The sequence below is a fragment of the Nitrobacter sp. NHB1 genome, assembly GCF_036964665.1.
GTDB lineage: Bacteria > Pseudomonadota > Alphaproteobacteria > Rhizobiales > Xanthobacteraceae > Nitrobacter.
This window is the reverse complement of sequence record NZ_JBAMDA010000001.1, coordinates 2229912-2243423: the sequence shown is the minus strand read 5'-3', so window position 1 is coordinate 2243423 and position 13512 is coordinate 2229912. Positions and strand designations below refer to the sequence as shown.

Here is a 13512-nt window from a genome sequence, read left to right as displayed (position 1 = left end):
ACTAATTCATATCCAGCATACGATGGATTCCAGCTTCACCAGGGACGAAATCGCCTTCCGCAATGAAGCGACAGGCGGGGCCTGATGGAGCCGTCTTGCTGACCGCTTATCTCACCTCACCGCGGAGTGGCGAGGTAAGGCATGGCGGGAAACCTGCTCCGCCTCTACTCCGCCTTGATTTTGGTGATGGTCTTGGGGTCGCCGCTGTCGCTGACCGAAAACGTCACCTTGTCGCCGGCGTGCACCGTCTCCGACAGCTTGTGGTCGATCTTGAACTGCGTGGTTGCGCCCTCGGCTTTCGCTTCGTCCGGTTTAGCTCCATCTGATTTCGCTTCATCCGGTTTGGCTTCATCCGGTTTCGCTTTGTCTGGAGCTTTCGCTCCATCCTTGTTGTCCTGCTCCGCCCGAATCGCAATCGTGTTGTCGATCCGGTTGACGACCGTCACCAGACCTTTCTGGGTCCCCGGAGGCGGCGGCGTTTCCTTGATCGCGGGCGTTGTTTGAGCAGAGGCCATCGCACTGACGATCGTGAGCGCGGAGCCAGCCAGGATCATCTTTGCCAGTTTCATTTAAGGTCTTTCGGTTGTTGAACGGTGACAGACAATTGGGCGCACGGATAATTTGTTCCGTTGCGCCGTGGTCGGATCGAGCATCATGCCGACATCCTACCCTCTCGCTAGCAGGAGCGTGAGTCAAAACGGCGGCACTCAAACTTGACGGCCCAGGCGCAATCCGCTTGCCTTGGTCCGACCGTTACACAAGCCGACACTGCCGGGAATAGCCCTCATGGTTACCCACGTCCTCGCCATTGATCAGGGCACCACATCCTCGCGCGCAGTTGTGTTTCGCGCCGACATCTCCATCGCCGCGATCGCGCAGCAGGAATTCCCGCAGCATTTCCCGGCATCGGGCTGGGTCGAGCACGAGCCGGAGGACATCTGGACCTCGACGGTTGCGACCTGCCGCGAGGCGATGAAGAAAGCCGGTCTCGGGCCGAAGGACATCGCCGCTATCGGCATCACCAACCAGCGCGAGACCACCGTGGTTTGGGACCGCGCCACCGGACAGGCGGTGCACCGCGCCATTGTCTGGCAGGACCGCCGCACCGCCGATATCTGCGCGCGACTGAAAGCCGAGGGCCATGAGCCCGCGATCACGGCGAAAACCGGTTTGATCGTCGATCCTTATTTCTCGGGCACCAAGATTGCGTGGATTCTCGATTCCGTGCCCGGCGCGCGCGGCCGGGCGATGCGCGGCGATCTGCTGTTCGGCACCGTGGACTGCTATCTGCTGTGGCGGCTGACCGGCGGCAAGGTTCACGCGACCGACGCTACCAATGCGTCGCGCACGCTGCTGTTCAACATTCACACCGGGCAGTGGGACGACGAGCTTCTGGATATCCTGCGGGTGCCGCGCGCGATGCTGCCGGAGGTGAAGGATTCGTCGGCGCATTTCGGCGACAGCGTCACTGATCTGTTCGGCGCGCCGATTTCGGTCGGGGGTATCGCCGGCGACCAGCAGGCCGCGGTGGTGGGGCAGGCGTGCTTCGCACCGGGGATGATCAAGTCGACTTACGGCACCGGCTGTTTTGCGCTGCTCAACACCGGCGCGACGCCGGTCGCCTCAAAAAACAAGCTGCTGACGACGATAGCCTACCAGTTGAAGGGAAAACGCACCTACGCGCTGGAAGGCTCCATCTTCGTCGCGGGCTCCGCGGTGCAGTGGCTGCGCGACGGTCTCGGCCTCATCAAGCAGGCGTCCGAGACCGGGCCGCTGGCCGACAAATCCGACGCCACGCAATCGGTGTACCTGGTGCCGGCCTTCGTCGGCATGGGCGCTCCCTACTGGAATCCGAATGTGCGCGGCGCGCTGTTCGGGCTGACCCGCAACACCGGCCCGGCAGAGCTTGCGCACGCCGCGCTGGAAAGCGTCTGCTACCAGACTTTCGATTTGTGGGCGGCGATGCGCGCCGACTGGCCGGAAGCCGACGCCGCGCACACCGTGCTGCGCGTCGATGGCGGCATGGCGGCGTCGAACTGGACCATGCAGCGCCTTGCGGATCTGCTCGATGCGCCGGTGGATCGGCCGGTGATCCAGGAGACCACCGCGCTCGGCGCTGCCTATCTCGCAGGACTCTCCGCAGGCGTTTATCCGGAGCCATCGAAATTCGCCGACCACTGGCGGCTCGAGCGCCGGTTCAAGCCGGCCATGAGCGCCGCGACGCGCGCGCGAAAGCTCAAGGGCTGGGCGGCGGCGATGCGTGGCCTGTTGGCAAGCGATGAGGGCGAGGGTCGGTAAGTCTCCCGGCGCTGGATCGGCGCGACATATCGTTAATCAGGATGCGGTATGATCAGCGCGCCGTACCGGGAGATGCCGGTCCCCGAGGGAGATCTCCAATGCTGAACCGCCGTTTGTTCTGCCAGTGTGCGTCGCTTGCGCTGTTTACCGGCGCTTCGGCCGGAAGCGCGCGTGCCGAACCCGCGGAATGTGCGGTGTTCACGCCGGACCGGCAGAAGCACATCAGTCCCGATGAGGCAATCGCACGACTCAAGGCCGGCAATGATCGTTTTGTCGGCGGCAAGACCGTCAATTGCGATCTGATGGCGCAGGTTCGCGAAACCGCGAAGGCGCAGGCGCCGTTTGCGGCCATCGTCGGCTGCATCGATTCGCGGGTGCCGCCCGAACTGGTGTTCGACCAGCGCATCGGCGACGTGTTCTGCGCCCGTATCGCCGGCAATTTCATCAACGATGACATCGTCGGCAGTCTGGAATTCGCCACCGAGGTCTCCGGCGCGCGCGCCATCGTGGTGCTCGGACACTCCAGTTGCGGTGCGATCAAGGGCGCGATCGACGACGTCAGGCTCGGCCATCTGACCGAGACGCTTGCCCATATCCGGCCCGCGGTCTTGGCCACCAAGGCCGACGGCAAGCCTTCATCGAAAAACGACGCCTTTGTTCAGGCGGTGGCTGAAACCAATGCCCGCATGGCCACAGCGGCGCTCACGGCGCGGAGCCCGATCCTGAAAGCGCTGGCGGCGAAGGGCGAGTTGCGCATCGCGGCGGCCATGCATGATCTCGCTACCGGACGCGTGAGTTGGTTGAGCTGAAAATCGGGGGCGGCGACGGCGCTGCCGAGAACTGGATCGCTCAGGCTTCCGACGCGGCGGCCTTGCGGCGCAATTCGCGGATTTCCTCGAAACGGGCGGTGACGTCGCGCAGCACCGACACCAACCCGGCCATGCGGCCGGCGGCGTCCTTCACCGGCACGATGGTGAATTCGAGCGAGATACGCCGCCCATCCTTGCGAAGCGCGGGAACGGCGAGAATGTCGCCGCCGCTGTAGCGGCTTTGTCCGGTCCGCATCACCTCGCGATATCCGGCCCAGTGCCGGGCGCGCTGTTTTTCCGGAATGATCAGATCCAGCGACCGGCCGGTCGCCTCGCTGGCGGTGAAGCCGAAGATCCTGACAGCGCCGGGATTCCAGAACGTGATGGTGCCGTCAGGGTCGGCTGCGATTATCGCGTCCGCGGACGAATGCAGCAAGGCGGCGGCGACCGACGATGCGTCCATCGGTCAGCCCGCCCGCGCCTTGGTCTTGCGAAGCTGCACATGGACCGCGCACTGGCAGCCCGGCGGATGATTGGCGACTTCGGCGGATGCGTCGTTGGCGGGCGCCGGCACCGGCATCGCGGCGGCCTTTCCGATCTGGCCGGGAATGTAGTTGAGGATCGACGCCAGCCAGCGTTCGATCTCGGCAACCTCCATACCCTTGCGCGCGGCATAGTCCTCGACCTGATCGCGTTCGATCTTGCCGACGCCGAAATATTGGCTCTCGGGATGGCTGTAATAGAGACCGGAGACCGAGGAGCCGGGCCACATCGCAAAGCTCTCGGTCAACTCGACGCCGGTGGCCCGGGTCGCGTCGAGCAGCCGAAACAGCGTGGCCTTCTCGGTATGGTCGGGCTGCGCCGGATAACCGGGCGCGGGGCGGATGCCGACATAGTCTTCCTTGATGAGTTGATCGTTGGTCAGCGTCTCATCCGCCGCGTAGCCCCAGAATTCCTTGCGCACGCGCTGATGCATCCGTTCGGCGAAGGCTTCCGCCAGGCGGTCGGCCAGCGCCTTCACCAGAATGGACGAGTAGTCGTCATTGGCGTTCTTGAAACGCACGGCGATTTCGTCCTCGCCGATCCCGGCGGTGACGGCGAAGCCGCCGATATAGTCGGCGATGCCGGTCTCCTGCGGCGCGATGAAGTCCGCCAGCGCGGCGTTGTGACGGCCCTCGCGCTTCTCCAACTGCTGGCGCAAGGTATGATAGGTCGCGATCTGCGTGGTGCGGGTCTCGTCGCTGTAGACGGCGATATCGTCGCCGATGCGGTTGGCGGGCCAGAGGCCGATCACGCCGGAGGCCTTGAACCACTTTTCCTTGACGATGCGGTCCAGCATCTTGCGGGCGTCGTCATAGAGGGCGCGCGCGGTCTCCCCGACCACCTTGTCGTCGAGGATTGCAGGGTACCGTCCGGACAGTTCCCAGACCTGGAAGAATGGCGTCCAGTCGATCACCTCCACCAGTTCTTCCAGCGGATAGTCGGCGAAGGCTTTGGTTCCGAGGAATGTCGGCTTGACGGGGCGATAGGTGCTCCAGTCAATCGGCACCGCATTGGCGCGTGCGGCCGCCAGCGGCAGCCGCTTCTTGTCCTGCTGGGCGCGGAAATGCGCCGCGGAAATCTTGGCGTATTCGGCGCGCACCCCGGCCGCGTAAGCCTCGCGGCGCTCCGGCGACATCAGCGAGGCGACGACGCCGACGGCACGGCTGGCGTCGTTGACATGCACCACCGGGCCGTTGCGATAGTTCGGATCGATCTTCACCGCGGTGTGGACGCGGCTGGTGGTCGCGCCCCCGATCAGCAGCGGCAGGTCGAGGCCCTGCCGTTCCAGTTCGGCCGCGAAGTGGCCCATTTCGTCCAGCGACGGCGTGATCAGGCCGGACAGGCCGACGATATCGGCCTTCTCGGCCTTCGCGGTCTCTATGATCTTGGCGGCCGGCACCATCACGCCGAGGTCGATCACCTCGTAGTTGTTGCACTGGAGCACGATGCCGACGATGTTCTTGCCGATGTCGTGGACGTCGCCCTTCACGGTGGCGAGCACGATCTTGCCGGCGGAATTGCTGCTTTGGCCGGCGATGCCGGCGGCGAGATTGCGCGCCTTCTCCTCCTCCATGAACGGCATCAGATAGGCGACCGCCTGCTTCATGACGCGCGCGGATTTCACCACCTGCGGCAGGAACATCTTGCCGTCGCCGAACAGGTCGCCGACCACGTTCATCCCGGCCATCAGCGGGCCCTCGATGACGTTGAGCGGGCGCTCGACCGTCAGGCGTACGGCTTCGGTGTCTTCCTCGATGTATTCGGTGATGCCGTTGACCAGCGCATGCGCCAGCCGCTTCTCCACCGGCCATTCGCGCCAGGAGAGATCCTTCTCCTTCACTTCCTTGCCCGCGCCGCGGAATTTCTCGGCCAGTTGCAGCAGCCGTTCCGATGCGCCGGCATCGCGGTTCAGAATCACGTCCTCGCAGGTCTGGCGCAGTTCGGGATCGATGTCGTCGTAGACGATCATCTGTCCGGCATTGACGATGCCCATGTCCATGCCGGCCTTGATGGCGTGATACAGGAACACCGCATGCATCGCCTCGCGCACCGGCTCGTTGCCGCGGAACGAGAACGACAGGTTGGAGACGCCGCCCGAGATATGCGCGTGCGGCAGGTTCTGGCGAATCCAGCCCGTCGCCTCGATAAAGTCGACGCCGTAGTTGTTGTGCTCCTCAAGCCCGGTGGCGATGGCAAAGATGTTGGGATCGAAGATGATGTCTTCGGGCGGAAAATCGAGACGGTTGACCAGAATGTCGTAGGCGCGCTTGCAGATTTCGGTCTTGCGCGCGAACGTATCGGCCTGCCCGGTCTCGTCGAACGCCATCACCACCACGGCGGCGCCGTGGCGCCGCGCGATCATTGCCTCGCGGATGAACTTCTCCTCGCCTTCCTTCATGGAGATCGAATTCACCACCGGCTTGCCCTGAATGCATTTCAGTCCGGCTTCGATCACGCTGAACTTCGAGGAGTCCACCATGATGGGGACGCGGGCGATATCGGGTTCGGAGGCGACGAGGTTGAGGAACGTCACAATCGCCGCTTCCGAGTCCAGCAGGCCCTCGTCCATGTTGACGTCGATGATCTGCGCGCCGTTCTCGACCTGGTCGCGCGCGACCTGCAGCGCGGCGGCGTAGTCGTCGGCCTTAATCAGCTTGCGGAAGCGCGCGGAGCCTGTGACGTTGGTGCGCTCGCCGACGTTGACGAAGGGAATGTCCGATGTGAGCGTGAACGGTTCGAGGCCGGACAGCCGCAGCCGCGGCTCGATTGCAGGAATCACGCGCGGCTTATGCGGCGCGACAGCGGCGGCGATCGCCGCAATGTGGTCCGGGGTGGTGCCGCAGCAGCCGCCGACGATGTTGACGAGACCGCTGGCTGCGAATTCGCCGACCAGCCGCGCCATATAGTCGGGGCTTTCGTCGTACTGGCCGAATTCGTTCGGCAGGCCGGCGTTGGGATAGGCGCAGACCAGCGTGTCGGCGACACGGCCGATATCGGCGATATGCGCGCGCATGTCTTCGGCGCCGAGCGCGCAGTTGAAGCCGACGGTGATCGGTTTCGCATGTCGGATCGAATTCCAGAATGCTTCGGGGAGTTGTCCCGACAGCAGGCGGCCGGACTTGTCGGTGATGGTGCCGGAGATCATCACCGGAATGTCGATGCCGCGCGCCTCGCAGATTTCGGAAATAGCGTAGAGCGCTGCCTTGGCGTTCAGGGTGTCGAAGATGGTCTCCACCAGCAGCAGGTCGGCGCCGCCGTCGAGCAGGCCGTTGATCTGTTCACCGTACGCCTTGCGCAGATCGTCGAAGGTGACGGCGCGATAGCCGGGATTGGCGACGTCGGGCGAAATCGACGCGGTGCGGTTGGTCGGACCGATGGCGCCGACGACGAAGCGCGGCTTGCCGTCCTCGGCGCTGACGCGCATCGCTGCGGCGCGCGCGAGCTTCGCGCCCTCGCGGTTGAGCTCATAGGCGAGGTCCGACATCTCGTAGTCGGCCTGCGCGATCGAGGTGGATGAGAACGTGTTGGTGGCGACGAGGTCGGCGCCGGCGCGCAGGTATTGCGCGTGGATGTCCTCGATTGCCTTCGGCTGGGTGAGGATGAGAAGATCGTTGTTGCCGCGCACGTCGCGGTGAAAATCCTTGAAGCGCTCGCCGCGAAACGCGGCCTCGTCGTATTCGAGGCCCTGGATCATGGTGCCCATGGCGCCGTCGAGCACGAGAATGCGCTCGCGCGCGAGTTCGCGAAGTTTGTCGGCGATGGGATTCGAGATTTTTGTCACTATGGTCACCTTATGATCGTCGTGGCCGGGCATAGCCGTTCGAACAAGAGCGTCGCCTGGCTCGCCTGTGTCCTGGTCCCACCCACGCCCTCAAAGACATCTGCCGCCAGGACGTGAATGCCTCCCACAAAGGCCGGGCATGACGGAGGAAAAAAACTATGCCGCCTTCCGCGCGGCGTCCGGCCGGATGCCGAGCAGATGGCAGACCGTGAATACGAGGTCGGCGCGGTTCATGGTGTAGAAGTGGAAGGTATCGACGCCGCGCTTGGCGAGTTTCTGCACCTGGCCCGCCGCCACGGTGGCCGCGACCAGCTTGCGCGTTTCCGGATCGTCGTCGAGGCCCTCGAACTTTTCAGCGAGCCACGATGGCACGGTGGTGCCCGCCTTGGTCACGAAGGCTCTCGCCTGCCTGAAGTTGTGCATCGGCATGATGCCGGGCACGATCGGAATAAAGATGCCGCGGGCGCGGACGCGATCGAGATAGCGAAGGTAGAGGTCGTTGTCGAAAAAGACCTGGGTGATGGCGCGGGCGGCGCCGGCATCGACCTTGGCATTGAGGACATCGAGGTCGGCATCGATGTCGCGACTTTCCGGATGCTTTTCGGGATAGGCCGAGACCGAGACTTCGATATCGCCGTATTGCCGTTTGATGCCGGCGACGAGGTCGGCCGAACTGCGATAGCCATCGGGATGGGTGCTGTAGGCGGTGCCGATGCCGCCCGGCGGGTCTCCGCGCAGCGCAACGATATGGCGGACGCCGATGTCGTGATAGCGGCTGACGATCTCGTCGATTTCCCCGCGCGCCGCGCCGACGCAAGTGAGATGCGCCGCCGGCCGAAGCTCGGTCTCGGACAGGATGCGCGCGATGGTCGAATGGGTGCGCTCGCGCGTCGAGCCGCCAGCTCCGTAGGTGACGGAGACAAAGTTCGGATCAAGAGGCGCGAGGCGGGTAATGGTGTCCCACAGATTACGCTCCATCTCCTCGGTCTTGGGCGGGAAGAACTCGAACGAGATCGCCGGGCGTTTTTGCGCCGCAGGGCCATTATGCACCGGGGTGGAAGCGTCGGTCATAACTCGTCAAACTCCACCTGCATCTGCTTCAACGCCTCCCGCATCGGGATGGCTTCGGGAGCGCCTGGCGCCTCGTTGGCCGGGCAGTTCAATAACGGGCATTCCTACGAATGTAGCCCATTAACTGCACAAGATGCGATGGGAAGTAGCCCAATATTGTTAGTATGTAGGGCTATATTGCCCGCAATTCTAGAAATGTGGGCAGTATTTTTTATTAGTAAGTTATTGATTTTAAGCCATTAAATAAAACTCGTGCTCGTTGGGAAAAATACATGACATTCAAAAACATGATAGAACTGCCCAACACTCGTAGACGACAAAGCGCGTGAAGCCGCGATCAGTCCGCCTGTTCGCAGAAGGTGGCGCGGAACGGGTGGCCCGGATAGACCCCGACGATGCGAAACTCCTTGGAGAAGAAGTTCAGTTCCTCCAGCGCAAAAGCGAGGCCGCGGTCGTCGGGGTGGCCTTCGACGTCGGCATAGAACTGCGTCGCGAAAAAATTGCCGTCGACCATGTAGCTTTCGAGTTTTGTCATGTTGACGCCGTTGGTGGCGAAGCCGCCCATGGCCTTGTAGAGCGCGGCAGGCAGGTTGCGCACCCGGAAGACGAAACTGGTGACCAGTGGTCCCGATCCCTGTCTGGCCCAGTTGGCCTCGCGCGCCAGCACCACGAAACGCGTGGTGTTGTGGGCCTCGTCCTCGACGTCTTCGGCGAGAATATCGAGATGGTGGATTTGCGCGGCGAGGCGCGAGGCGATCGATGCACAGCTCCTGTCGCCGCGTTCGGCGACGATACGGGCTGCGCCCGCGGTATCGCCCGAGATGATCGGCCTGATGCCGAGCTTGCGGATGATGCGGCGGCATTGCCCCAGCGCGTGAACGTGACTTTCGACGGTCTTGATGTCGGCCAGCGTTGCGCCACGCGGCGCCATCAGTTGATGCCGGACCGGCAGGAAGTATTCGCCGACGATGAACAATCCGGACTGCGGCAGCAGGTGGTGAATGTCGGCGACGCGGCCAGCCACCGAATTCTCGATCGGAATCATGCCGAGGTCGGCTTCGCCCGAGGCGATCGCGGCGAGCGCATCCTCGAAGGTCGCGCACGGCAACGGCTCGGCATCGGGATAGGCTTCGGCGATGGCGATGTGGGAATTCGCCCCGGGCTCGCCCTGGAATGCGATTGTCATGGTCTTGGTCATCAGGTCTTCTATCAGCCGGTCGATTTTTGGCTAGCGATTATGCGGCGGGCGGTTTCGAGGTCGGCCGCGGTATCGACGCCTCGCGGCACGTCGTCCACGATCATGATGTCGATCCGCATTCCGCCTTCCAGCGCCCGCAACTGCTCGAGCCTTTCCTGCTGCTCCAGAGGCGAGGGCGGCAGTTCGACGAAGCGTTGCAGCGCTTTGCGGCGGTAGGCGTAAAGCCCGATGTGGTGGTAGCGCGGGCCGTTGCCGTGCGGCGCGGTGGCGCGGGTGAAGTAAAGCGCGCGCAGCCGCCGCGCGCCCACCGGCGATCCCACGGCCTTGACGACATTCGGGTTGGTGGCCTCCTCGTCGGTGTGGATTTCGGCGGCCAGCGTCGCGATATCGACCGCGGGGTCGGCCAGGGGCTTAAGCACGTCGCGGATAATCTCCGGGCGGATGGTCGGAAAATCGCCCTGCAGGTTGACGATCGTCTCAACGCGGCCGTCGGGGTCGAGCCTGTCGAGCGCCTCGAAAACACGGTCGGATCCGGAGGGGTGATCGGCGCGCGTCATGATCGCTTCGCCGCCATGGGCCGTCACGGCGGCCGCGATCTCGGGAGTGTCGGTGGCGACGGCGACGCGGCCGATGCCGGCGGTCTCGGCCCGCCGCAGGACATGGACCACCATCGGCAGACCGCCGATATCCAGCAGCGGTTTCCCGGGCAGCCGGGTCGCGGCCATGCGGGCCGGAATCAGCACCAGCGTGCGGGTCTCGGTCATCGGTCGGAAAGTCCACGGCCCGGAGAAAGTGATCGGGAATTGACGCGGTTTTTCAAGGGGCGCGGCGTTTATACGGGTTGTCAGGGCAGGGGCAAACCGTTATCTCGTCCCGCCGCCTCCCGCGATCCGGCCAGTGGCTGCGGTGGCATTCCGTGGTCGTTCAGCCGGTCTTACAGTCGACTTTCAAGGACTTGAAGCCTGATTTAAGGACTTGGAGCCTGACAAGCACTTGGAGCCTGACCGAAAATGGACTCCTCCGCTATCAATAAATTTCTCGGTGTGCTCCTGGGCACTTGCATCGTTCTGCTGGTCATGAATTTCGCCGCCCGCGCGATTTTCGCGCCGGTGGTGCCGGCGAAGCCGGGTTTCAAAATTGACGTCAAGCAAGAACCGGCTGCGGCTGCCAAGGAAGCCAAGCCGGCGGCGGAGGTTCCGATCGGAAAGCTGCTGCAAACCGCATCGGCCGAGGAGGGCGCCGCCGCGACCAAGAAGTGCGCCGTCTGCCATACCTTCGAGAAGGGCGGACCGAACCGTGTGGGTCCGAATCTCTACGGCATCGTCGGCGAGCCGCGCGGCCAGGGCCGCGGGTTCAACTTCTCGGCGGCCATGAAGGCCAAGGGCGGCACCTGGACCTTCGACGAACTGAACAAGTTCCTCACCAACCCGAGGGAATACATCCCCGGCACTGCCATGACCTTTGCTGGCCTGCCGAAGGACAGCGAGCGTGCCGACATCATTGCCTATCTGAACAAGAACTCCGACAAGCCGCTGCCGCTGCCGGCTGCCTCGAAGTAGCGCGGGCTTTCGAGCGGAGCATGTCCTCGGGCTTGACCCGAGGACGGCTGCCGGTTCGCGACCAGGATTTTCCCGGCCGGTCACCTCGCCAGCCAACCCTCCGATTATCCGGGCGTTTCACCGCACAAGTGCGGGAGGTGGGGTGGCGTCATCCCGAAAAACCGACATAATCGGCCGAAACACTGCTTCGTGTTGCATTGTTGGAGCGCGATCAGCAAAAGCGGGTTCCGGTTTTGCGTCCGATCGCGCTCTAAGATACTGAAAATGCGCATGATCCGCCAAACCGCTCACACTTTGGCGGATCGTGCGCTAGTCCGTCGACCGACAGCTCGCAGGAAACCCGCATTGGCCTTCACCCGACGACGTCTCCTTCATGGCGGAGCCCTGATCGCAGCCGCTCCCGCGATCAAAGTCCTGACCGGAGCTTCATCCATTGAGGCGGCTCGTGCGCAGGCCGGGCCGACCGATCTCAAGTGGCGGCATGGGCTTTCGTTGTTCGGCGATGTGAAATATCCGGAAGGCTTCAAGCATTTCGACTATGTCAATCCGGACGCGCCCAAAGGTGGCGCGGTGCGGCAGATCGGGCTTGGCACCTTCGACAATTTCAACCCGGTCGTGTCGGGCGTGAAGGGCTCGATCGCATTGGCAGTCGGGCTGATCTACGAATCGCTGACGATGCCCTCGCTGGACGAGGTTTCAACGGAGTACGGCGCGCTCGCGGAGTCGGTCGCTTATCCCGACGACTTCTCCTTCGTGGTCTACCGGCTGCGCAAGGAAGCGAGATGGCACGACGGCAAGCCGGTAACGCCGGACGACGTGATTTTCTCGCTTAATTCGTTCAAGAAGTATCACCCCCAATACGCGGCTTACTATCGTCATGTGGTCAAGGCCGAAAAGACCGGCGAGCGCGACGTCACCTTCACCTTCGATGCGCCGGGAAACCGCGAACTGCCGCAGATCGTCGGACAACTGATGGTGCTTCCGAAACACTGGTGGGAAGGCGCCGATGATGCAGGCAAAAGGCGCGACATTTCCGCGACCACGCTGGAGCCGCCGCTCGGCAGCGCTGCCTACAGGATCAAAAGTTTTGAAGCGGCGCGATCGGTCATGCTGGAGCGGGTCAAGGATTACTGGGGCCTGAATTCCAACTTCAATGTCGGCCGCAACAACTTCGACGAATTGCGCTACGACTATTTTCGCGACGGCACCGTCGCGCTCGAAGCCTTCAAGGGCGGCCAGGTCGACTGGCGCACGGAAAACAGCGCCAAGAACTGGGCCACGGCCTACGATTTTCCGGCGGTAAAGGAAGGCCGCGTCGTCCTGGAGGAATTTCCCAATCGCAGTTCGGGCGTGATGCAGGCGTTCGCGCCGAACATCCGCCGCGACAAGTTCAAGGATATGCGGGTGCGGCGGGCGCTGAACTTCGCGTTCGATTTCGAGACCATGAACCAGCAACTGTTCTTCGGGCAATACAAGCGCATCGCGAGCTATTTCGAGGGCACCGAACTGGCATCGAGCGGTCTGCCGGGGGGCAGGGAGCTTGAGATCCTCGAACCCGTTCGCGCCGAAATTCCGCCCGAGGTGTTCACGACACCCTACAGCAATCCGGTCGGCGGCAGTTCACAGGCGGTTCGCGCCAACCTGCGCGAGGGCATGAAGCTCCTGAAGGAGGCGGGATACGAGGTGCGTGGCGGCAAGCAGGTTGACGGCAAGACCGGCGCGCCGTTCGAGATCGAATTGCTGACGGAAGATCCGAACTTCGAACGCGTCCTGCTGTCCTACAAGCCATCGCTGGAGCGCATGGGGATCACCGTCAGCATCCGCACCATTGATTCGACGCAATACGAGAACCGGCTGCGCACCTGGGACTTCGACATGGTCGTAGCTTCCTGGGGCGAATCGCTGTCGCCCGGCAACGAGCAGCGCGAGTTCTGGGGCTCGCGCGCGGCGGACATGCCCGGCTCGCGCAACATCGTCGGCATCAAGAATCCCGCCGTCGACAAGCTGATCGAGCGCGTGATCTTCGCCACGGACCGCGCCGATCTCGTCGCAGCTACCCACGCGCTCGACCGGGTTCTTTTGTGGAATAACTATGTCGTGCCGCAGTGGACTTATTCGAAAGTGCGCACGGCGCGATGGGATCGCTTCGGCCGGCCGGCCGAGATGCCGAAGTACGGTCTTTCGGCCTTCCCGGCGCTGTGGTGGTACGATGCCGGCAAAGCGGCCAAGGTCGGCAATCGATCTTGAGGAGTT

The 13512-nt window shown here is 63.3% G+C and carries 10 protein-coding genes; 4 read left to right on the top strand and 6 right to left on the bottom strand.

Annotated features, from left to right (window positions below; all coding sequences use genetic code 11):
* Positions 1-164: 164 nt before the first annotated feature.
* Complete coding sequence (locus V4R08_RS10420) at positions 165-569, bottom strand: hypothetical protein (protein ID WP_335579290.1); 405 nt, start codon at positions 567-569, stop codon at positions 165-167.
* Positions 570-786: 217 nt separating this feature from the next.
* Here V4R08_RS10420 and glpK point away from each other — a divergent pair, with 217 nt between their 5' ends.
* Both glpK and V4R08_RS10410 read left to right on the top strand, forming a co-directional pair.
* A complete protein-coding gene (gene glpK, locus V4R08_RS10415; RefSeq protein WP_335579289.1) occupies positions 787-2298 on the top strand; it encodes a glycerol kinase GlpK in 1512 nt (503 codons plus the stop codon).
* Between the two features lie 98 nt (positions 2299-2396).
* On the top strand, positions 2397-3107 hold the full coding sequence (locus V4R08_RS10410) for a carbonic anhydrase family protein (protein ID WP_335579288.1): 711 nt from the start codon (positions 2397-2399) through the stop codon (positions 3105-3107).
* Positions 3108-3147: 40 nt separating this feature from the next.
* On the opposite strand, the gene V4R08_RS10405 is transcribed toward V4R08_RS10410, so the two are convergent.
* The 5 genes from V4R08_RS10405 to V4R08_RS10385 form a co-directional block, all read right to left on the bottom strand.
* Complete coding sequence (locus V4R08_RS10405) at positions 3148-3570, bottom strand: PAS domain-containing protein (RefSeq protein WP_335579287.1); 423 nt, start codon at positions 3568-3570, stop codon at positions 3148-3150.
* Between the two features lie 3 nt (positions 3571-3573).
* Complete coding sequence (metH, locus tag V4R08_RS10400) at positions 3574-7464, bottom strand: methionine synthase (protein WP_442935651.1); 3891 nt, start codon at positions 7462-7464, stop codon at positions 3574-3576.
* Between the two features lie 123 nt (positions 7465-7587).
* Complete coding sequence (gene metF, locus V4R08_RS10395) at positions 7588-8502, bottom strand: methylenetetrahydrofolate reductase [NAD(P)H] (protein ID WP_335579286.1); 915 nt, start codon at positions 8500-8502, stop codon at positions 7588-7590.
* A 337-nt stretch (positions 8503-8839) separates the two neighbouring features.
* Complete coding sequence (locus V4R08_RS10390; protein ID WP_335579285.1) at positions 8840-9700, bottom strand: prephenate dehydratase; 861 nt, start codon at positions 9698-9700, stop codon at positions 8840-8842.
* Positions 9701-9711: 11 nt separating this feature from the next.
* Positions 9712-10464, bottom strand: coding sequence for a 3-deoxy-manno-octulosonate cytidylyltransferase (locus V4R08_RS10385; RefSeq protein ID WP_335579284.1), 753 nt, complete (start codon positions 10462-10464; stop codon positions 9712-9714).
* A 246-nt stretch (positions 10465-10710) separates the two neighbouring features.
* On the opposite strand from V4R08_RS10385, the gene V4R08_RS10380 reads away from it, so the two are divergent.
* Both V4R08_RS10380 and V4R08_RS10375 read left to right on the top strand, forming a co-directional pair.
* Entirely contained in the window at positions 10711-11259 is a 549-nt protein-coding gene (locus V4R08_RS10380) for a c-type cytochrome (protein WP_335579283.1), read from the top strand.
* A gap of 345 nt (positions 11260-11604) precedes the next feature.
* Positions 11605-13506: an extracellular solute-binding protein gene (locus V4R08_RS10375; RefSeq protein ID WP_335579282.1), complete on the top strand. Its 1902-nt coding sequence runs from the start codon at positions 11605-11607 to the stop codon at positions 13504-13506.
* Positions 13507-13512: the final 6 nt, after the last annotated feature.